Source organism: Streptomyces sp. NBC_01190, from assembly GCF_045039895.1.
GTDB lineage: Bacteria > Actinomycetota > Actinomycetes > Streptomycetales > Streptomycetaceae > Actinacidiphila.
This window is the reverse complement of sequence record NZ_CP108580.1, coordinates 540,794-562,144: the sequence shown is the minus strand read 5'-3', so window position 1 is coordinate 562,144 and position 21,351 is coordinate 540,794. Positions and strand designations below refer to the sequence as shown.

Annotated in this window: 15 protein-coding genes and 3 pseudogenes; 12 read left to right on the top strand and 6 right to left on the bottom strand. The window is 70.6% G+C overall.

The features are described from left to right. Positions 1-28 precede the first annotated feature (28 nt). The 3 genes from OG519_RS02435 to OG519_RS02425 form a co-directional block, all read right to left on the bottom strand. A complete protein-coding gene (locus OG519_RS02435; protein ID WP_405577976.1) occupies positions 29-1,126 on the bottom strand; it encodes a ketoacyl-ACP synthase III family protein in 1,098 nt (365 codons plus the stop codon). After that, positions 1,123-2,754: an FAD-dependent monooxygenase gene (locus OG519_RS02430; protein WP_405577974.1), complete on the bottom strand. Its 1,632-nt coding sequence runs from the start codon at positions 2,752-2,754 to the stop codon at positions 1,123-1,125. Before OG519_RS02430 ends, OG519_RS02435 begins: the two co-directional genes overlap by 4 nt. A gap of 209 nt (positions 2,755-2,963) precedes the next feature. Continuing rightward, entirely contained in the window at positions 2,964-4,514 is a 1,551-nt protein-coding gene (locus OG519_RS02425) for an MFS transporter (protein ID WP_405577972.1), read from the bottom strand. A 218-nt stretch (positions 4,515-4,732) separates the two neighbouring features. Here OG519_RS02425 and OG519_RS02420 point away from each other — a divergent pair, with 218 nt between their 5' ends. Then, positions 4,733-5,113, top strand: coding sequence for a nuclear transport factor 2 family protein (locus OG519_RS02420; RefSeq protein ID WP_405577970.1), 381 nt, complete (start codon positions 4,733-4,735; stop codon positions 5,111-5,113). 53 nt (positions 5,114-5,166) lie between these two features. Continuing rightward, positions 5,167-7,638 carry an alpha/beta fold hydrolase gene (locus OG519_RS02415; protein ID WP_405577968.1) on the top strand — a complete coding sequence of 824 codons (2,472 nt, stop codon included), beginning with the start codon at positions 5,167-5,169 and terminating at the stop codon, positions 7,636-7,638. Between the two features lie 228 nt (positions 7,639-7,866). On the opposite strand, the gene OG519_RS02410 is transcribed toward OG519_RS02415, so the two are convergent. Next, positions 7,867-8,724 (bottom strand): helix-turn-helix domain-containing protein, encoded by an 858-nt coding sequence (locus OG519_RS02410; protein WP_405577966.1) that lies wholly within the window; start codon positions 8,722-8,724, stop codon positions 7,867-7,869. 422 nt (positions 8,725-9,146) lie between these two features. Between OG519_RS02410 and OG519_RS02405 the strand changes: the two genes are divergently transcribed. Further along, positions 9,147-9,479, top strand: a complete 333-nt coding sequence (locus tag OG519_RS02405; RefSeq protein ID WP_405577964.1) for a hypothetical protein — start codon at positions 9,147-9,149, stop codon at positions 9,477-9,479. Then, positions 9,394-9,849 (top strand): annotated as a pseudogene (locus OG519_RS02400) (hypothetical protein); the annotation flags it as partial. The gene OG519_RS02405 and the pseudogene OG519_RS02400, both read left to right, overlap by 86 nt. A 318-nt stretch (positions 9,850-10,167) precedes the next feature. Here OG519_RS02400 and OG519_RS02395 read toward each other — a convergent pair. Then, complete coding sequence (locus OG519_RS02395; protein ID WP_405577962.1) at positions 10,168-10,419, bottom strand: hypothetical protein; 252 nt, start codon at positions 10,417-10,419, stop codon at positions 10,168-10,170. A gap of 307 nt (positions 10,420-10,726) precedes the next feature. On the opposite strand from OG519_RS02395, the pseudogene OG519_RS02390 reads away from it, so the two are divergent. From OG519_RS02390 to rfbB, 7 genes and pseudogenes are all read left to right on the top strand, one after another. Then, positions 10,727-11,513 (top strand): annotated as a pseudogene (locus OG519_RS02390) (ISL3 family transposase); the annotation flags it as partial. 88 nt (positions 11,514-11,601) lie between these two features. Continuing rightward, positions 11,602-12,563: pseudogene (locus tag OG519_RS02385) on the top strand (integrase). Beyond that, positions 12,560-13,069, top strand: a complete 510-nt coding sequence (locus OG519_RS02380) for a hypothetical protein (protein WP_405577959.1) — start codon at positions 12,560-12,562, stop codon at positions 13,067-13,069. Before OG519_RS02385 ends, OG519_RS02380 begins: the two are co-directional and overlap by 4 nt. Before the next feature lie 1,697 nt (positions 13,070-14,766). Further along, entirely contained in the window at positions 14,767-15,588 is an 822-nt protein-coding gene (locus OG519_RS02375) for a BTAD domain-containing putative transcriptional regulator (protein WP_405577957.1), read from the top strand. A 296-nt stretch (positions 15,589-15,884) separates the two neighbouring features. Continuing rightward, complete coding sequence (locus tag OG519_RS02370; RefSeq protein WP_405577955.1) at positions 15,885-16,631, top strand: thioesterase II family protein; 747 nt, start codon at positions 15,885-15,887, stop codon at positions 16,629-16,631. A gap of 68 nt (positions 16,632-16,699) precedes the next feature. Continuing rightward, positions 16,700-17,773: a glucose-1-phosphate thymidylyltransferase gene (locus OG519_RS02365; protein WP_405577953.1), complete on the top strand. Its 1,074-nt coding sequence runs from the start codon at positions 16,700-16,702 to the stop codon at positions 17,771-17,773. Next, positions 17,770-18,768: a dTDP-glucose 4,6-dehydratase gene (gene rfbB / locus OG519_RS02360; RefSeq protein WP_405577951.1), complete on the top strand. Its 999-nt coding sequence runs from the start codon at positions 17,770-17,772 to the stop codon at positions 18,766-18,768. Before OG519_RS02365 ends, rfbB begins: the two co-directional genes overlap by 4 nt. On the opposite strand, the gene OG519_RS02355 is transcribed toward rfbB, so the two are convergent. Further along, positions 18,734-19,720 (bottom strand): Gfo/Idh/MocA family protein, encoded by a 987-nt coding sequence (locus OG519_RS02355; RefSeq protein ID WP_405577949.1) that lies wholly within the window; start codon positions 19,718-19,720, stop codon positions 18,734-18,736. The genes rfbB and OG519_RS02355 overlap by 35 nt on opposite strands. A gap of 221 nt (positions 19,721-19,941) precedes the next feature. Here OG519_RS02355 and OG519_RS02350 point away from each other — a divergent pair, with 221 nt between their 5' ends. Beyond that, positions 19,942-21,336: an NDP-hexose 2,3-dehydratase family protein gene (locus OG519_RS02350; RefSeq protein WP_405577946.1), complete on the top strand. Its 1,395-nt coding sequence runs from the start codon at positions 19,942-19,944 to the stop codon at positions 21,334-21,336. The last annotated feature ends 15 nt before the right edge of the window (positions 21,337-21,351 follow it).

The window sequence follows — 21,351 nt, the reverse complement described above, 5'->3', positions numbered from 1 at the left end:
GGGAACGGGGGTGGCCTGTTCCCGTTCCTCAGACGCGGGCCAAGAGCATTCCGGTCCAGCTGAACCCGGAGCCCGCCCCGAGCAGCAGGAGCCGGTCGCTTGGGGCGAACCCGCCGTCGGCCAGGTGGTCCAGGCCCGCGATCTGGTCGCCGCTGCCCAGGTGTCCCACGGTGCGGCCGAAGTCCCACAGCGAGGCGTCGGCGCCGCCGGGGAACTCGGGGAAGTAGTTCTCCTCCAGCAGCTTCAGGCCGAGGTTGGGGTAGATCACGCGGCGCGGCGCCGGGCCGGTGCCGGCCGGCAGCAGGGTCCGGCTGATCTCGCCGACCGCGGCCCTGGTCGCCTCGCGCAGCCGGTCCATGCCGTGCTCACCGAGGAAGCGGCGCTTGGCGCTGCGTACGTCGTGCTCGGCGTCGAGCAGCTCGGGCCGCTCGGGGGCGGGCCGGTCCGCCCGGTGCAGCCCTTCGAGGCCGGGGTCGGACACCGTGTGGGTGGCCAGCACCCGCCAGCCCGCCGCGCCGGGATCGGTGGTCAGCACCGCCGCGGCGGCGCCGTCGCCGTACACGATGCCGTAGTCGGCGGTGAACCGGTCGAACCCGGAGTCGGCGAACCGGTCGGTGGCCACCACCAGCGCGTGCCCGCCGCCGGCGCCGCCGAGGAAGCGGGCCGCGATGTCCAGCCCCAGCATCTGGGCGTTGCAGCCCTGGTTGACGGTGAGCGGCAGCGCCTGCGGACAGCCGAGCTGCGACTGGAGCCAGGATGCCGGCGACCACAGCCGCTTGTGGCCGTGCCGGTGGATACCGCTCACGAACAGCAGCCGCAGATCGGCCGGCTTGACGCCGGCAGCGGCCAGGGCGCGCTGGGCGGCGATCAGGGCCATGTCGGCGGGGTAGAGGGTCTCCTCCGCGGTCACGGTCGCGTAGCCGGTGGCCAGGATCCGGTCCCGGTCGGTGGGGTACCGGTCGGCGGCGTCGGTGACGTCGATCCGGGTGTCGGGCAGATAGCTGCCGGTGCCGGCCAGGGTCAGCACCTGGCCGCCGGGGGAGAAGGGGACCGGCGCGGCGAGCGGACCGGCCGACGGATGGGGGGACGGGCCGGGGTTCTGCCGGTCGAGGACGGGGGTGTTCATACGGCGACTCCTCCGCGGACGTCGGATGCGTGGGAGCGGGTGGCGCCCGCGGGCACGGCGCCGAGGCCGCGGGCACCTTCCCCGGGCTCGGTGCCGTCGGGGGCGAGCACGGCGGCGACGTGGCCGTCCGGGCGGACCAGAACGGCCGCGGGACGGTCGAGGAAGGCCGCCTGGCGCGTGGACTGGCGGGCGATCAGGGTGCCGGGCGGCAGGACCGCGCTGGCGCCCGGGCGGGCGGAGTGCACGGGGTCCGCGCCGTCCGGGCGGACCGGGTCCCCGGGCGGCAGGAGCAGGGTGAAGCGGTCCCGGTCCGGTGTGTGCAGGGGTACGCGGGCGCCGACGCGCAGCCGGTGGGTGTCGCGGTTGCCGAAGGCGGGCTGTTCCGCGCCACCGTCCGCGCCGGACCGGGGGTAGGTCACGTAGAGCTGGCTCCAGGTGTCGGCGAGCCGGGCCAGGCCGTCGCGGACCTGGTGTTCGGCGGCACCGGCCTGCGCCCGGATGTCGCCGGAGGTGCCGTCCGGTCCGTCACCCGCGGCCGACGCCACCCGCATCGCGTCCAGCAGCGGCAGCACACCGGTGCTGCGGGCCACCTCCGCCGCGGCGGCCCGGCGTTCGCGGGCGTAGTCGTCCAGCAGGGCCGGGTCGCCGCCCGCGGAGCCGCTCAGCCGGGCCAGCCGCCAGGCCAGGGCGGTGGCGTCGGCGAAGCCGGTGTTCATCGCCTGGCCGCCAGCGGGGGAGTTCAGGTGGGCCGCGTCGCCGACCAGCAGCGCGCGGCCGGCCCGGAACCTGTCGGCGAGCCGTTCATGCACCTGGTAGTGGGCCAGCCGGTCGGCCTTCGTCAGCCGCAGCCGGTCGCCGAAGCCGAGGGTGTCCACGGTCTCCTGGAACTCCGCGAACTCCAGGGTCGCGTCGCGTTCCATGAGCTCGCGAGCGACCGGTCCGGCCACCCGCACGGTGCCGTCCGGCATCGGCAGCAGCGACACCGCGCCGCGCGGGCCGATGTACATCGCCGACTCGTCGCGAGGCGGCTCGGTCAGCGGGTTTCCCTCGGCGAGCAGGTAACTCATGGGGTACGTGACGCCGTCGAAGCCGAGCCCGAGACCGGTCCGGACCGCCGACGAACTGCCGTCCGCGCCCACCAGCCAGCGGGCGGCCGTACGGACGTCGCCGGCCGCGGTGCCCAATCGGACGACCACCCGGCCGTCCTCCTCGTGGTGGCCTTCGTACAGCGCGCCGCGCAGCAGGCGGCCCCCCAGGTCGCGGTAGGCGGCGGCGAGCACCGCCTCGACCTCGGGCTGCGGCACGTTCAGGTAGTAGGGGAACGGCGTGTCCTGGTCGGTGAAGTCCAGCGCCCAGGAGCGGCTCAGGGTGTGGAAGCCGATCCGCAGCTGGGTGACGCCCCTTGCCTCCAGCGCCTCCCGCAGGCCCAGCGCCTCGAACCGCTCCAGTGAGGCCGCGTGGACCATCACCGCTCGGGTCCGCGGGTCGATCTCCGTTTCGCGTTCGACCAGCAGGCAGTCCACACCGCGGGCGCGCAGTTCGCAGCCGAGCATCAGACCGGCCGGCCCGGCGCCGACGACCAGCACCTCCGCCTCCGTGACCGGGTCTTCGCGCGTTGATCCGTGCATGTTGTCCCCCTTGTGAGCGTTATCTGTGTTATCTGTTTCTCTCGGCTCTGGCGGCAGGTGCGTCCGCGTGCCGCGGTGGTCGGGGAGGTCCCCGGGTCGTCGGGGTTGGTCCGGGTGGTCAGCCACGGCGCTGGTCAGGCCGCGCCGGTGGGTCCGAGGCGCCGGCCGGGGGTGGCCCCGCGAGGTCACCCCGGCCGGCGCCTGTGGACTCAGGCCGCCGCGGGCACCCGGCGCCGGCGTACGAGCATCAAGGCGACCACGAGACCGATCGCGGCCACCAGGAGGCCGTTGACGAGGATCGCCGAGTTGATGCCGCTGAGCGTGGCATCCCTGAACGAGTGGCCCGGCGACTGCGACCGGGTCCGGGCGGTGGCGATCGCGCTCATGATCGGGATGCCGATCGCGATCGCGACCTGCTGGGTGAGCGTGGTGATGCCGGTGGCCAGGCCCTGCTCCTCGTTGGGCAGCCCGGAGGTGGCCGTCACCAGGAACCCGACGATGGCCGCCACGTGCGCGTAGCTGCTGAGGAAGGCCAGCGCCAGCACCGGCACCAGCCAGCCGCGGCCGCCGCCGGCGAAGAACAGCATCCCGACCGTCAGGCCCTGCGCCACCAGCGCGCACACCAGCAGCGGGCGGCTGCCACGCAGCAACCCGATCCAGCGCGGGGCGGTCACTCCGCCGAGGAAGGCGCCGACGCCCAGCGCGCTGAAGGTGAAGCCGGTGGTCATCGCCGAGTAGCCGAGCACTTCCTGGAGGTACAGCGTGAGCAGGAAGATCATCGCGGTGAAGCCGATGAAGGTGGCCAGACCGCCGAGGTTGCCCCACTTGACCGAGCTGAGCCGCAGCACCCGCAGCGGCGCCAGCGGCTCCGCGACGCGCAGCTCGACCCAGCCGAACAGGGCCAGCAGCACGATCCCGACCGCGAGCCCGACCAGCGTCATGGTGTCGCCCCAGCCCTTGCGCCCCGCCTCGGAGACTCCGTAGACGAAGGCGATGAGGCCCAGGCTGACGGTGACCGCGCCGGGGATGTCCAGCTTCGCGCCGCGCCGGGCGCCGCCGCCCCGCAGCAGCAGGGGAGCCGCCACCACCAGCAGCGCGCCGATGGGGACGTTGATGAAGAAGCCCCAGCGCCAGCTCAGGCTGTCGGTCAGCAGGCCGCCCATGATGGCGCCGCAGGTGAAGCCGGCCGAGAGCATCGCGCCGTTCAGTCCGAGCGCCCGGTCGCGCAGCGGGCCCTCGGGGAAGGTGGTGGTCAGCAGTGCCAGGCCGGCCGGGGTCACCATCGCGGTGGCCAGGCCCTGGGCCACGCGGGCGACGATCAGCGGACCCGGCGACTCCGTCAGGCCGCCGAACAGCGAGGCCACGGTGAGCAGGACGAGCCCGCCGATGAAGATCCGCCGGGCGCCCACCATGTCCGCGATGCGGCCGAACAGCAGGCTCAGCCCAGCCGCCGCCAGCGCGAACGAGGTCGCGATCCACTGCAGGTTGTCGGTCGCGAAGTGCAGGTCGCGGCCGATTACCGGTACCGCGACGTTCATGATCGAGAAGTCCACGGCCAGCGTGAACTGCGCGCCCAGCAGCAGCACCAAGGTCAAGGTCTGGCGCCGCGTCATCCGGTCCTGCAAGGGGTCCGGCGGCAGCGCCGCGAGCCCGGGGTCCGCCGCGAAGGCCGGCTCCGCCGTGGTGCCGGTGACCGTGCCGGTCGGCCCGGACGGCACCGGTTGCGGGCGGACCTCGTCGGAATCGTCGATTGTCGACATGGGATGGATACCTTTCGCCTCCGGTCAAGGGTTTCGGCGACCAGCATCCGGAGGCGGCGATGGGCCGAGCCAGTACCCGCATTCTCATATGGCCCCGCTTCAGACCTCTGCCAGGGGTGGCCTCCCGGGTTCATACCCCTGGCAGGGTCTGTCTCCCGGCCCGGGCGGCGGAATACCGTCGTGGCATGTCGAACTCCACTCTCAGTACGACCCGTTCGGTGATCGAGGATTTCTTCCGGCTGCTGGGCGCCGGCGAAATCGAGAAGGCCATCGAAGAACTCGCGGAACCGCTCGACTGGTTCACCCCGGGCAGCACCGACCTGATTCCCTGGATGGGTCGGCGGACCACGCACGAGGAAGTCCGCGATTTCTTCCGTCAGGCCACCGGGAACATGACGACGGAAAAATTCGAAATCCATCGGATTCTGGTCGACGGCGAATTCGCCGTGGCCCTCGGCCACTTCCAGTACCGGATCGACGCGACCGGCCGGAGTTTCGCCTCCGACTTCGCCCTGGAACTGCGCGTGGTCGACGGCCTGATCACCCGCTACCACATGCACGAGGACAGCTACGCCATCGCCCTGGCATTCACCGGCTGAAGCCACGGGACGGCGAACGCGCCAGGGCCACGCGCATTCTCACAGGAGACCTCATGCCCACCGAGAACGACTGCGATGTACTCATCGTCGGGGCCGGACCCACCGGTCTGGCCTCGGCCTGTGAACTTCTTCGCCGCGGTGTACGGGTGCGGCTCGTCGACGCCGCCGCAGGCCCGAGCACGCATTCCAAGGCCATGCTGGTCTGGCCGCGCACCCTGGACATCCTGCAAGACCTGGGCCTGGACCGGCCGGTCGGCGACATCGCCGTGAAACTACGGCAGATGACGTATTACTCCGAGGGCCGCACCGTCACCCGCATGCGCATGGCGGACGAGCTCGCGCCGTACTGCCTGCCGCAGCGGCACACCGAGGAGATCCTCTACGACGGGCTCAAGGGTCTCGGCGGCGGTATAGAGCGCGGGGTGCGGCTGCTTGGGCTGCACAATCTCGACTTCAGCGGCGCGATCACCCCCGGACACCGGGTCACGGCGGTACTGGAACACCGCGACGGCAGTGTGGAGCGTTTCCAGGTGCCCTGGGTGATCGGCGCGGACGGTGCCGGCAGCGTGGTGCGCAACCAGCTCGGTATCGCCTACGAGGGCGCCACGTACGAGAACCGCTTCCTGATCACCGATGCCAGGATCGCCGACAATCCGCTGGACCCCGACGAGGTGCACTACTACCAGTCGCGCAACGGCGTGCTGGCCGTGGTGCCCCAGCCGGACGGGCTCTACCGGTTCTTCACCAACGCGCCCGCTGGCCTGGACGACGGCACCCTGGCCGACATGCAGCGCCTGGTCGACCAGCGCGGTCCCGGCGGTCTGCGTCTGATCGAGCCCGATTGGGTCACCACCTTCCGGGTGCACCGCCGCCGGGCCGCCACCTTCCAGCTCGGACCGGTGTTCATCGCCGGCGACGCCGCGCACGCGCACAGCCCCATGGGCGGCCAGGGCCTCAACACCGGTATCCAGGACGCGCAGAACCTCGCCTGGAAGCTGGCATCCGTCGTCCGCGGCGAGTCCCGCCCCGAACTGCTGGCCAGCTACACCCCCGAGCGGGCCGCCGTCGCCGACGCGGTGGTCCGCGACACCGACCTACAGACCCGCGCCGCCATGTGGACGGGGACCTCGCAGGTCGCCGTGCGCGACACGGTGATGCGGCTGCTGGACCGGACCCGGACCCTGGACCGCTTCTACGCCCCCGTGGCGGCCGGCCGCCGCTGGGTGTACGCGCCCTCCTCGGCGACCGCCGCGCGCCGCGGTCCGGCGCTGGCCGACTGGTGCGACGTCCGCTCGGTACTGCGCCGACAGGCCAAGCAGGGGGCGGCGCTGCCCCGTCCGATGGCAATCTCCCTGGGCCTGGCCGGTCCAGGCGCCGACCCGGTCCGCTACAGCGTGCTGGTCACGCCGGACGCCGGCGGCGACGACGGCGGGTTCGCCGAGGCGGTCCGCAACCTCGTGCGCCCCTGGTCCCGCCAGACCCGGGTGGTGGACGTCGGCGGCCGCCGGGTCGGCACCGGAGGCGGCTCGGCGCTGGTGCGCGAGGTGCACCGGCAACTTCGCTGCCGGCGCGCCGGATTCCACCTGATCCGCCCCGACGGGCACATAGTCCTGCACGGCCACCGGTCCGAACTCGACGCACTGCACGGCGAGTTGCGCCGGATCCTGATCGACCCACCGACCACCGCCCACGACTCCCTGAACCCCGGGGAACAGACGCCGGGCACCCTGACATCCGCCACGGAGGAGATCATGTCGGACACCAGCCGTTTCATCCCGCCGCACCAGATCGTGGGCGAAGGCCCACACAAGGTGATCGTCCTGCACTCCCTGTTCGCCGGGAAGTCGTCCTTCGGCGCCTGGGCGCCCTACCTGGACGGCAAGAACTTCACGTACGCCTTCCCCGACGCCCGCGGCTTCGGTGACGCCCGCGACGTGGCCGGCACGTACAGCACCGACGAGATCGCCTCGGACACCCTGGCACTCGCCGACAGCCTGGGCTGGGACGAATTCTCGCTGATCGGGCACTCGCTGGGCGGACAGCCCATCCAGCAGGTCTACCTCAAGTCCCCCGAGCGGGTCCGCAAGCTGATCGGGCTCAGCCCGGTGCCGGCCAGCGGCATGCCCATCCCCGACGAGGACTTCCCGCTGTTCGCCGACGCCGCCCACGAGATGGGCAACCGGCGGATCATCATCGACCTCACCACCGGCAACCAGCTCTCGCCGGCCTGGGTGGACAAGTGGGCGGAGCAGTCCATGCGGGAGGTCGGCGCGGTGGCCTTCCGCGGCTACCTCGACTCCTTTCGCACCACCGACTTCGCCGCCCGTGTCCAGGGCGCCACGGTGCCGGCCCTGGTCCTGGTCGGCGAGAACGACCCGGCGGTGACGGCCGACGCGATGAACGAGACCTGGATGAAGCACTACCCGGGCAGCGAACTGATCGTGCTGGGCAACTCCGGCCACTATCCGATGGTGGAAACGCCGATCGCGCTCGCGACGGCGCTGGAGCGGTTCTTGTCGGCCTAGGTTCGCGAGCCGTCGCCCGCGCACCCCGGACCCCGGTCCTGAACCCCGGTACCGAACCAGTGGCCCCTGTCACGGTGCCGGCTTTCCGCGGCCGGCCGAACGGCCCCGGCCCCGCCTTCTCCGGTCACGGCTGCCGGGGCCGTTCACTGCGCATCCCCGCACCGCGGTCCCCACGGTGTTGCCCGCGGTCCGCGCAAGCGGTCACCGCGGTTCCCGGGGGCGCGCGCCCTACGCGACGTCTGCCAGCAGGCTGTTCAGCGCCCTGCTGGACGGCGAGCCGAGTTCCGCCTGGTAAAGGACGATGACCTGGTCAGGGGCTTCCGGCAGCCGGAAGGTCTCATACCACAGCTCCAAGGCGCCGACCTTGGGATGATTCAGGTGGCGGATGCCGTGCGACTTGTCCCAGATGCGGTGCTCCGACCACAAGGTACGGAACTGCGCGTTCGTCGCGTTCAGCTCCGCGATCAGCCCGGTGAGCTGGGCGTCGGTGGGATAGCGGCCGGCCATCAGCCGCAGGTAGCCGACCAGGTCGGTGGCCTCCTCCATCCACTCCGAGTACAACTGGCGGGCGCCGGGCGCGCAGAACAGCAGCCTCGCCAGGCACGGCGGCTGCGGCTGGCCGTCGTCACCGGTGAGGTCGATGTAGCCGGTGAACAGGATGCTGGCCAGCCGGTTCCATGCCAGGACCTTGGTCTGCCGGTCCAGCAGTACCGCCGGTCCGCTCTCGAACGAGCCGATCATCCGGGCGAGGCTGGGACGTACCTGTTCGTTGGGACGTTCCATGCGGCCGACCCGGGGCGAGCGGGCGAGGTCGAGCAGATGCGCCCGTTCGTCCGGGCGCAGGTGCAGGGCCGAGGCCAGGGCGTCGAGCACTTCGGGAGAGGCGTTGCGGTTCTGGCCCTGCTCAAGCCGGGTGTAGTAGTTCACGCTCACCCCCGCGAGCAGGGCGACTTCCTCACGTCGGAGCCCGGCCACCCGGCGCCGTTTGCCGTGGGACTTGAGACCGACCTCTTCGGGTCTGAGACGACTGCGGACAGACTGGAGAAAATTCCCCAATTCGGTGCGTTCCCCCGTTAACCTCTGCAATGTGCTCTCCTCTCGGCCTGCGAATCGGAGCGGTAACGCGCCCCCATACGGCGGGGTGAGCCGCCTCCCGGGTCTGGCTGGAAGCAGCCGGACCCTCTCGCCGTCGCGGTGGGAGCGGTCTGGTGGGCAACCCGATATCCGCGACGACTGAGTGTACCGACCTGCGTGGAATCAGCCACCTGGCTTTAACAGTCTGGCATTCTTCCGGGTCGCCCGACGTTAAAACACGGGAAACTTTGGTCGCGATACCGGGCTCGTTGAATTATCAAATTTCGCGATGTGGGGTCCTGGGGATCTCCGGAGGATCAGTGGGACGCGTGGGGTTGGCGCGTCGTGCGGCACTCCGGGCCCGTCGGGGGCGGAACTCCTAGAAATATGCAAAAACTTGTCATGCCGGTGCCACGGTAAGGAGCACTTGACATATGGAGAGAACGGCTGGCCCAAACGAAAGCCCACGCTACGAAGAAACCCCTTGCGGTGAGGTCCCGCGGTATGGTTACCGTTCTCTGCTGCACGGCATGAAGGACACTCCCGCGGTCGTCCTGAGCCACCGCCGCGACGTTCTCCTGTGGAATCGCCTCGGATGTGCCCTGCTCGCCTGGCATCTGACCGGTCTGGCGGAACCGGCGCCATGCCCGTCCGCCGGGGGCCCGCCGTCGGGCGCCGGGGCGCCGGCCCGACTGCGCCCGGATGCTATTCCTCGACCCGAGGGCCAGGTGTCTGTATCCGCAGTGGGCGCACGAAACCGCCTTTGAGGCGGCGGTTTTGCGGCAGGCCAGCGAAAGCAACCCCGAAGACGCCGCGCTGGCCGCGCTCATCGGCGAACTCCGGGAATCCGACGATCACTTCGCCAGCCTGTGGCGGCAGGCGGCGGCACGGGTAAGCCCTTTCGGCGTCCGCCAGTTCCTGCATTCCGTGGCGGGCCCGCTGGAACTCGCCTACGAGTATCTCCAGCCGCCCGAGCCCGGCCCCTCCATCCTGGTCTTCAGCGCCGAACCCGGCTCCCCGTCCGAACGGGCCCTGCGCCGCCTGTCCGCCAAGGCCTCAGCCGTCCGATGTGAGATTCCCTGGAGTTTTCGGACAGTGCCCCCAACCACGAGTGGGGGCGTTGGAAGGAATAAGTAGTTTGCACGCGCTCAAAGGTGAGGGGCCGCGGTGGCTCCCGGTTCGGGACAACCGGACGCCACCAGTTGATCTCATGGGTTGACGTCAGCCGCCGCGCCGGGCAGAGGTGGAGGGCCGGTGTGGCTCAGCGGCTCGCCGTTGCCTTCGATGGATCTCCCGGCGGGGTACTCGGCCTCGCCTTCAAGGAGTTGATCAACATCGATGAGGCTGTCGATGGGACCTCGCAGACCCCTGGGAGCCGCGCCGCGCCGACGTTGACCGGTCCGACGTGGTGCCCGAGGTGCTGAAAGCCCAGGTCGGGCACCACATTTCGGGTCTCTAGAAGAAGCCGAGCTTCTTCGGGGAGTACGAGACCAGCAGGTTTTTCGTCTGCTGGTGGTACAGGCCGCAGCGGCCTGTGACCTGTGGGAACGCGTGTATTTCCGGGGCAGTTGGCGCTGTTGGCCCGCTTCTGGTCCGGATCTTGGAAGCCGCGAGGCCACGAGGCTGACCTGTCACCGAGTTGCGGGGGCCGGTGCGGCTCGTCGCAAAGTAGCCATCGGCGTACGGTCCCTTGATGTACTCCTCCATGAGCGGGTCTGTACGGTGACCGGCCCCGTCTCACATCCGGTGGTGACGTACCGCGACGATAGTGACGCGTAGCGATAAGCCCACTTCGGCTCGTCGCTCAGGACCCTGATGCTCCGGGTCTGTGGGAGGAGAGACGCCTGGCCCGGATGGAAATCCACTGCCTTGACCAGCTCATTCTTCAATGACTTACCGTCACCACCGGATGTGAGACAGAGCCCGGTGAGGCTCTGTTCCGTAGTCGGTGGTGACGGTGGGCGACAGGTGTCGTTGAACTTGTATGCGAGATGTCAACGCCCTGGTGGCGACGGTGTTTTCAGGGCTTTCAGGGCTGGTCATCGACGATGTGGTGGATGACGGCGAGGTGATCCGGGTAGCCGCTCGGACCCCGAATGTTCCCTTCCCCTGCCCGATGTGTGGGGTCCCGACGGACAAGGTGCACGGCTACCACGGCCGGACGGTTGCAGACGTGCCGGTCGACGGCCGGCAGGTCGTCATCGATGTCCAGGTGCGACGCATGGTCTGCCCGGTCCTTGGCTGTCGTCGGCAGACCTTCCGCGAGCAGGTGCCTGGGCTGCTGGAGCGTCTTCAGCGCCGCACCACGCGTCTGACCGGCCAGGTCTCGAAGGTGGTCGAGGAGTTATGCGGCCGGGCGGCTTCGCGCCTGGCGCGGTTCCTGGCCACGCCGGTGTGCCACCGCCTTGCGGCTGCTTCGAGGCATCCCGCCGCCGACAGCGCGAATCCCGAGGGTGATCGGGGTCGACGACTTCGCCCTGCGCCGCCGCCACCGCTATGCCACGATCATCATCGACGCCGAGACCGGGGAGCGCGTCGATGTCCTGCCCGACCGCGAGGCCGCCACGTTGGAGGCATGGCTCCGCGGGAAGAACGAGGTCGAGGCCGTGTGCCGGGACGGCTCGGCCACCTACGCCGAGGCGATCCGTCGGGCACTTCCGCATGCGGTGCAGGTCAGCGACCGATGGCACCTGTGGCGGAACCTGTGCGACAGGGTCCTGGCCGAGGTCCGCGCCCACGCCCCCTGCTGGGGCACCGTCAACCCTGCCCCTGCCGAGAACCTCGTCCGCCCTGGTGAGATCAGGTGGAGGAGGTGCCCATGGACTGTGTTCGCAGGCGTCCGGCTGGCGCTCTCGCACGGTTGGTAAGTGGCCGGCATGGTGATCAATTGTGTTGCTGCGACTGGCTTACCTGACCGTGACGAACGCCTTCGCGATGCTGCGCCTGCTGCCGATGACCGATCGGGACCGGGACGCGGAGCTCCTCGCGCTGCGCCATCAGATCATGGTCCTGGAACGCCAACTCGGCCAGGAAAGAGTGCGGTTCACCCCGAGTGATCGCGCGTTCCACGCGGCCGTGCTGCACCGGCTGCCGCGGAACCTGCTGCGCCGGGTACGACTGCTGGTACGCCCGGACACCGTACTGCGCCGGCACCGGGATCTGCTCACGCGCCGCCACGCGGCTCGTTCCCGCCCGAAGCGATCGGGACGCCCCCGGACCGTGCGTTCCATCCGGCTGCTGGTACGGCGGCTCGCGCGGGAGAACCCCGCCTGGGGCTACCGCCGCATCCACGGTGAACTCCTCGTCCTGGGAATGAAAGTGGCCGCCTCCACCGTGTGGGAGATCCTGAAGGACGCCGGCATCGATCCGGCGCCCGAGCGGGCCTCCAGCACGTGGGCGGACTTCCTCCGGTCCCAGGCCGATGCCCTGCTGGCCCGCGACTTCCTGGAGACCGCCACCCTGTCCGGGGCGCGGCTGTATGTCTTCGCGGTGATCGAGCACACCAGCCGGCGGATCCGCATCCTCGGCGCCACCCCCCATCCAACCGCAACCTGGGTCACGCAGACCGCGAGAAATCTCGTCTCCCGGCCGAAGGCTGGGGGCGGGTGCAGACCTGCCGGCGCGAACTCCTCGACCGCACCTTCATATGGAACAGCCGCCACCTGCTCCACGCCCTGCGGGAGTTCGAGCAGTTCTGCAACGGGCACCGGCCACACCAGGGCATCGCCAACACCCGCCCCCTACACCCGCTGCCGCCACCGATCACCGACCCGGAGCAGATTGCCCGCCTCGACATACGAAAACGCAACCGGCTCGGCGGCATCCTCCACGAGTACCAACATGTTGCGTGACCAGCACGGATGAAGTTTCAGGCAAGGGCAGGGTGACCGACATGGGGTTCACCGCCTACAACTGGTCAGACGGCAAGCAGGCGCGGTCCGTCACCGAGGAGTACGTCAACGCGGCCTCCGGAAAGATCTCCGCCGAAGGTATCGGCACCCTCCATCTGGAGCAGTCGGACGACGACGGCTATCTCGGCTTCAACGCGCTGCACGGCAGGGACGCGCCGCCCGGCTCTGACGGTGGCGCACCCGCCTTCCACGACCCCGACACTCCCCAGCTCCGGAAGCCCCGCCGACTGAGCGGGGCCGCCGCCGGGCACCGCGCTCTGGTCGAGGTCGTGGCGCAGGATCCGGACGCCGGCGAGGACATCGGCCACTTCACGGTCCCCATCTCCGCCTCCACCAACGCGGACAGCGGATACCGGCAGTTCGTCGTCCGCGGACCGAACGGCCTGATCGTCATCGTCCCGTTCAGCAACAACTACGGCTACGCCGTGGCCTACCGCACGAGCTGAGCGTGCGTACGGGCCGCCTCACCCCGGCTCCCCAGTGCCTCTGGCGTCGTGGACAGCGGGGGTGCTGCGCCCGGACTCGCTCTTGCTGCTGGTCAGGGGTGCTTTTCTGAGTGTACCGGGCTGATGTGACGTCAGGTGTGGGGAGTTCGTGATCTCTGGTGCGGTCATGGCAGCGGCGCGCGGTGGCCTGGTGGCGGCGTCGCCATCTGGACCAGCTCAGCGCGTGTAGTCCGCACGGCGGGCGCGTGCTAGGCGGTCAAGGACAGGACGCGGTCGAAGTCGTCGGTCAGGCCCGCGGGGGTCATCGATGCCCACGCACCACCGAAGGGCTTGTACGCCCTCGCCCCTACAAGGGGATCGGAGTGCGCCACATATGAGAGCAAGCGTCGGGCTTGGCGCAACCGCGAGCCGGGGCGCCGGTCTGGCCGAGAGAAACGCCGAACAAACCGAAGTCCGCCGGCACATGAGCCGCGAACCGCTCATCACAGCCCAAAGCTCCCGAACAGCTCAGGAGCCAGCAGGTCCGCCTTACCCGCCGAACCGCCGCATAATCTCGAATTCAAGATCACCGAGGAGCCAGCTACACGCCGCCTCCGGCGGCCCTGTATGGCGAGGATGGCCTGAACTCGGCGCTCCGGACCCGCGGCCACATCCCGGGCGGATTCCGCTCCCGCCGACCGGTCGCGAGCTCCGGCGACCTGTCTGCGGCTGCAGGAGGCATATGCGTCCGCCGGCGGATTCCGTCCGTTCCGGCGTCACTTCCCGGTTGTGGCTGAAAGATTTCCTTCAGTCACACCAGTCACTCGGTCATCAGCACGCACTAGTTGACAGAAACTGAACCATCGAGGGAGCCTAGTGGGATCGAAAATCCCGACTGAACCTCGGCCGGCCACACGGCCGACCTCGGGCTGCCTCCGGATAGTGAATTGGTGATATCGTGCGGAGCGTCCACTTTTTAACCACAGTTGTGCGAGTTCGGTCGCGTCGCCGGTCGAAATGCTGGCCGCGAATGCGGGATCCGCTTATCGGGGGACCTGTGCTCCGGAATTCACCCGGGCTGCGACGTCGCAATTCGATCCAGTGCCGGCCGCGGGCCGGAGCCCCGCCCCCAGTGCGCGGGCGAATCCGGCAGACCCGACGGACCCGACGGTGTTGGCGGCCTTCGCGGACAGCGGCATGCCGCATTGAACAGTGCCGCCGTGGCGGACCACCGCGGAAAACGTCCGGCCCTCTGGGCGCGGCGTGCGCCGACCGCAGACACGCCACCGGACGCTGACGAGCGCGCTGCCCGCGTGGGCACATGCCACGTATGGTCCAAGCCGCCGTGGTCCGGTTGCCGGCCCGCTCCGCCCAGCCCCGGTTCCGCGCCGGTCAATCCTGGTGGGAGGCGCGGCCACGGGTGATCAGACGGCGCGCGAGCAGCAATCCACTACGGCTGTCTGAGTTTTCCAGCCGGTGTGCCGCGCCTGCGGCAGAATGCGCCAGGTCCACTGGCTCGCCTCTTATCGGTCGCCCTTTGATGCCGTTTTTCTCATTAATTGGTCGTCCCTGGACCGACTTCGGCCCTCCTGCGCCGCAGTGGAGAACCACTAGAGCGTCACTGTAGGGGACGACATATCTGCAGTGCGTCCGTGTAGCGTGCAAAATCCCCGATGGTTGCGCCCTCGGGGGATGCTCGACGACAAACGGAGGAAACCATGGATATGCTCGTCCTAGGGCCGCTCTGTTCCACCGTGAATGGGGTGTCGATCGTTCCGACAGCGGGGAAGCCGCGACAGATTCTCGCCCTGTTGGGACTCTATCCGGGCCGGGTGATTCCTGTTCCGACACTGATGGAGGAGATCTGGGGCACCGAGCCGCCGCAGAGCGCGATGACCACACTCCAGACGTACATCCTGCAACTGCGGCGGCGCCTGGACACCGCGATGGGGCCGAACAGCCCGGGCACCGCGAAGAACATCCTGGCCACCCGCCACGGTGGCTACGTCCTGCAGATCCCGCCGGAGTCCGTGGACGTCCACGCCTACGAGCAACGGGTGGAGCAGGGCCAGAAGGCGTTCGCCGACGGCGACGACGAGCGGGCCGCGTGCAGTTTCCGGCAGGCCCTGGAGTTGTGGCAGGGGCCCGCGCTGGTGGACGTGGGGGTCGGCCCGATCTTGGAGATCGAGGTCATGCGCCTGGAAGCGTCCCGGCTGGTGACGGTGGCACGGCGGATCGACGCGGACCTGCGCCTTGGCCGGCACATCGAGTTGCTTCCGGAACTGACCGACCTGATCGCCCGGCACCCTCAGGACGAAGGGTTGCACTCCCAGGCGATGTTAGCGCTGTACCGGTCCGGGCGGCAGGCAGCGGCCCTGGACCTCTACCGCAGACTCCGCATGCGGCTGATAGACGAACTGGGTGTGGAGCCCTCCCCTCCGCTGCGGAGGCTCCACCAGGCCATGCTCAAGGTCGATCCGGCGCTCGACGTGGCAGCCGGGCCCCGGCGCGGTTCGACGTTCGACCGTTACGCGGCTTGAGGAGCGGCCCGGGACCGGCCCGGGATGGTTCGGCAGCGACCCGGAACGACCCCGGAGCGGTTCGGCCGGAACGCCCCGGGACGGCCCGGGTGAGCTGAGCGGGCCGTCGCCGACGGCTGCCGGGTCGGATCCGGGGCGAGGGCTTCTGGCGGTGCGGCGTTCCTTCCCCGCACCGCGCCGGCGGGGTCGGTGCTCCCGTGGCGGGCCGGCCGGGGTCCGTGCTTGAGCGCACCTCCAGGACGGGCGGCGACGCTGGAGGACCGCCTGCGGACGCGGCGCGGGGCGAGGAGGATCCCATGTCGGACGAGCAGCCGGTACGGCTCTACTGTTTCGCGCACGCCGGAGCGGGTGTCTCGGCGTTCGGCGGCTGGGAGGCGGCCGTCGGGCCCGGGGTACGGCCGGTACCCGTCCTGCTGCCGGGCCGTGACCGGCGGCGCCGGGAACCGCGGGTGACCACCCGTCAGGCGCTGTTGGACGACGTGCTGCCCCTGTTCACCGCGCCGCCGACCGGCCCGTACGTGCTCTACGGGCACAGCCTGGGCGCGCTGGTCGCCTACACGGTCACCCGTGCTCTGCACGAGGCCGGTCTGCCGACGCCGGCGCTGCTGGCCGTCGGTGCCTCTCCGCCACCGCACGCCGCCTCGGCGCTAGCCGACGCGCAGGACATGCCGGACGCCGACCTGCTGAACCTGATGGACCGGATCGGCGCCCTGCCGCCCGACACCGGGCCGGGGAGTTTCTGGTACCGCGCAGCGATGCCGGTGCTCCGCGACGACCTGGCGCTGGCCGGCGCGCTGCGCGCCGCAGCGCGCCGGCCGTCGCCAGCCGGCCGGATCAGCACGCCGCTGCTCGTCGTCGCCGCGGAGGACGACCCGCTGGCCCCGCCCGCGCTGGCCGCGCAGTGGCGCCGCTGGAGCGAGGGCCCCACCAGGTCGCGCACCGTCACCGGCGGCCACTTCTTCGTCCGCGGGCCCGAACTGCCCCGGCTGCTCGGACGGGCCTGCCACGCCCTGCGCCGGCCGGCCCGGGAGCAGGTGGGCTGAGGCCGCACCGCGGACAGATCGACCCGCTCCCCAGTGCGGCTTGAGAGCGCCCCCCTAGCGTCGCTGCCATGAAGGCTCTGGTCCTTTCCGGTGGTTCGGGCACGCGCCTGCGGCCCATCACCCACACCTCACCCAAGCAGCTGGTGCCGGTGGCGAACAAACCGGTCCTGTACTACGTCCTGGAGGACATCGCGCGGTCGGGGATCACCGAGGTCGGGATCGTGGTGGGAGTGGGCCACAGCGCCGACGAGATCCAGAACGCGGTCGGCGACGGCTTCGCGTTCGGCCTCCGGGTGACCTACCTGCCGCAGATGGCGCCGCTCGGACTGGCGCACGCCGTACTGATCGCGCGCGACTACCTCGGCGACGACGACTTCGTCATGTACCTCGGCGACAACTTCGTGCTCGGCGGGATCGCCGAGCCGGTGCGCGGATTCCGGGCCGACCGGCCCGACGCGCACATCCTGCTGACCCGGGTACCCGACCCGACCGCCTTCGGCGTGGCCGAACTGGACCGGCACGGACGGGTGGTGGGTCTGGAGGAGAAGCCGAAGCAGCCGAGGAGCGACATGGCACTGGTCGGCGTCTACCTGTTCACACCGGCCGTGCACGAGGCGGTCCGGGCCATCGAGCCGTCCTGGCGCGGCGAGCTGGAGATCACGCACGCCATCCAGTGGCTGATCGACAGCGGGCACGACGTGCGCTCCACCGTCATCACCGGCTACTGGAAGGACACCGGGAACGTGCCGGACATGCTGGAGTTGAACCGGTCCGTCCTCGAGGGCATCGAGCCACGCACTGAGGGCAGCGTGGACGCGGACAGCCAGGTGATCGGCCGGGTCAGGATCGAGGCCGATGCCGAGGTCCACGGCTCACGCATCGTCGGACCGGCGGTGATCGGCGTCGGCGCGGTTATCCGCGACTCCTACGTCGGCCCCTACACCTCCATCTCGGACAACTGCCGGATCGACGACACCGAGATCGAGTTCTCCATCGTGCTGCGCGACGCGCACCTGTACGGGTTGCGCCGGGTGAGGGACTCGCTCATCGGCCGCAGCGCGACGGTGACCTCCATGCCACGGATACCGTCAAGCAACCGGCTCGTCCTCGGCGACCACAGTGAGGTACAGATCTCGTCATGACGACGACCTCCATCCTGGTGACCGGCGGAGCCGGGTTCATCGGCTCGCACTACGTCCGCACGCTGCTCGGCCCGGACGGCGGCGACGGCGTGCGGATCACCGTCCTGGACAAGCTGACTTACGCGGGCAGGCTCAGCAACCTGGCCTCGGTGCGGCACAGCGACCGGCTGGTCTTCGTCCGCGGCGACATCTGCGACGCCCCCCTCGTGGACGAGCTGACGGCCGGACACGACCAGGTGGTGCACTTCGCCGCCGAGTCGCACGTGGACCGCTCCATCGCGGGCGCCGCCGACTTCGTGCGCACTGCCGCGACCGGCACCCAGACCCTCTTGGAGGCGGCGCTCAGAAACGGCGTCGGGACCTTCGTGCACATCTCCACCGACGAGGTGTACGGATCGATCGACGAGGGCTCCTGGCCGGAGTCGTCGCCGGTCAGCCCCAACTCCCCGTACGCCGCCGCCAAGGCGTCCGCGGACCTCATCGCGCTGGCCTACCATCGCACCCACGGCCTGGACGTCCGGGTCACCCGCTGCTCCAACAACTACGGGCCGCACCAGTTCCCCGAGAAGGTCATCCCGCTGTTCGTCACCAGCCTGCTCGACGGCGGGCGGGTGCCGCTGTACGGCGATGGCGGGAACATCCGCGACTGGCTACACGTGGACGACCACGTGCGGGCGATCGAACTCGTACGTAACGCCGGCCGGCCGGGGGAGGTCTACAACATCGGCGGCGGCACGGAGGTGTCCAACAGGGAGCTGACCGGGCTTCTGCTGGCCGCCTGCGGCGCCGGATGGGACAGCGTGGAGCGCGTCGCGGACCGCAAGGGTCACGACCGGCGGTACTCCGTCGACTGCACGAAGATCAGGCAGGAGCTGGGCTACCGGCCGGTCCGGGACTTCGGCGCCGCGCTGGCGCAGACAGTGGCCTGGTACCGCGACAACCGCTCTTGGTGGGAGCCGCTCAAAGCGGCGGCGTCGACCGCCGCACGGCGCTAAGCAGGTCGGCCTGGGCGAGCAGGTCCCGATGGTGGTCCGCGTCCTGCGGCCGGCCCGCCCGCCGCGCGCGGACCGCCGCGCCGAAGGTGGTGAGACAATTGGCCACCTGGTCGTCGGCGGCCAGCCGTAGGGTCCGCGTTCCCGAGGCACGCTCGATCGCGATGAGCGGGCGGTGGTCGGCGGCCGGGGTGAACGCCCGGTCCACGGTGATCCGCCCGGTGCTGCCGCACAGCTCGTACCTGCTCCGGTAGGCGTGGTCGATGCCGAAGTGCAGGCTGGCCGTCACCCCGTCGTCGCGGCGCAGCAGCGCGGCGCCCGCGACGTCCACGGCCCGCCCCGGCGCGGCGGACAGCACCGCGCCGGCCACCCGCAGACCGGGGCCGAGCAGGTGCACGGCCGCGCGCACCGGATAGGGGCCGACATCCCACAGCGCCCCGCCGCCCAGCGCCGGGTCGTGGCGGATGTCGCCCTCGGCGGGCGCGGGGACGGTGAACTCCGCATGACAGGAGTGCAGCCGGCCGATCGCGCCCCAGGCCACCAGCCTCCTGACCACCGTGTGCTGTCTGTGGTGCACGAACAGCACGTTCTCGCGCAGCACCAGGCCCCGGCGGTCGGCCAGCGCCAGCAGCTCCCGGGTCCGCCCGGGGTCGCAGGTCAGCGGCTTCTCGGCGAGTACGTGCTTGCCCGCCAGGAGTGCGGCCTCCACCCAGGTGGCGTGCAGCGCCGCGGGCAGCGGTACGTAGACCGCGTCCACCGCGCCGTCCGCGAGCAACGCCTCGTAACCGGTCACGGCGCGGCAGCCGTAGGGCGCCGCCATCCGTGCCGCCGTGGCCGCCGAACGGCTTGCGACGGCGGCCAGTTCGATGTCCCGGGCGGACGCCATAGCCGGCAGCATGCGGCGGCGCGCGATGTCGGCGCAGCCGAGGACACCGAAGCGCAGCGGACGTGTCACCGGATCCCTCCACTCGTTGTGCGGTGAGCAGGACGCCGACGGGGGCGGGTGCCGGCGTGCGCCACTGTGGCCGTGGCCGCTCGATTCGGGGCCGAGGCGGGATCGAGCCCGCCGGGGGACGGTGGTGCCGACCGCCGCCTCGACCGGCGGGCGTCCGCGCGATCCTCTCCCCGCGGTGTCCGGCCGGCGACGGGGAGGAAGAACCGACGGAGGAGACCGGCATGTTCCCCGATGTTTCCGCATTCCACAGGTGGTTCGCGCAGCGGCTCGACGCCGAGGCCTACCGGGTCGCCACCGTCCCCCTCCACCGGCTGGAGGGCTGGTCCACCGAGCCCGACTCGGGAGACCTGGTCCACCGCAGCGGACGGTTCTACTCCGTCCGGGGCCTTTCGGTGACGCAGTCGGGACGGCAGGTCGAGAACTGGCAGCAGCCCATCATCGTACAGCCCGAGCACGGCATCCTCGGCATCCTGGTGAAGGAGTTCCACGGGATACCGCACTGCCTGCTCCAGGCCAAGATGGAACCGGGCAACGTCAACCTGGTGCAGCTCTCGCCGACGGTCCAGGCCACGAAGAGCAACTACACCCGGGTGCACGGCGGCCGGGCGGTCCCGTACCTCGAGCACTTCATCGCCCCGCGCCGCGGGCAGGTACTCTTCGACGCCTTGCAGTCGGAGCAGGCGTCCTGGTTCCTGGCTAAGCGCAACCGCAACATGATCATACGGACCGACGAGGACATCCCCGTCCTGGACGGCTTCTGCTGGCTGACGTTCCAGCAGATCGGCGACCTGCTGCGGGTCGACGACCTGGTGAACATGGACACCCGCACGGTGCTGTCGGGAGCGGTCGCGCTGCGGCCCCCGGCCGGGCCCGCGTCGGACGACGGCTTCGCCGCAGCGCTCGCGGCCTCCTGGCAGCCGTCGGGGCGTCCGCTGCACAGCACCACCGAGTTGCTCAGCTGGTTCACCGAGATCAAGGCCGGTGCCACCCTCACCCGCCGTCTGATGCCGCTGTCCGAGGTGGCCGGCTGGTCGGCCGGGGACGGGGTGATCGCCCACGACGAGGGACGGCACTTCACCGTGCTCGGGGTGTCGGTCGAGGCCCCCGGCCGCGAGGTCGCCGGCTGGTCGCAGCCGATGTTCGCGCCCCGGAGCCAGGGGGTCATCGCCTTCCTGGCCCGGCGGGTGGCCGGGGTGCTGCACCTGCTGGTACAGGCGCGGACCGAGACCGGCGCGCTCGACCGGATCGAGATGGGGCCGACCGTGCAGTGCCAGCCGGCGGACTACGCGGCGTCGCAGCCGGGCCGGCCGGAGCTCCTCGATCAGGTCCTCACGGCGCGGCCCGACCAGATCCGCTTCGATGTGGTGCTCTCCGAGGAGGGCGGCCGGTTCCACCACGCGCGCAGCCGCTACACGCTGGTCGAGGTCGACGAGAGCGCCCCGCTCCGGGTGCCGCGGAATTTCGCCTGGGTGACGGTGCGCCAGCTGACCGACTTCGTCCGCTTCGGCAGCCACCTCAACGTGGAGGCGCGCAGTCTGCTGGCCCTGATCGGCTTCCTTCCCGACGACCAGGTGCCCGCACCGCCGTCCGGACGGCTCGTGGCCTCCGGGGGCTGAGCGGGGGGACCGGTC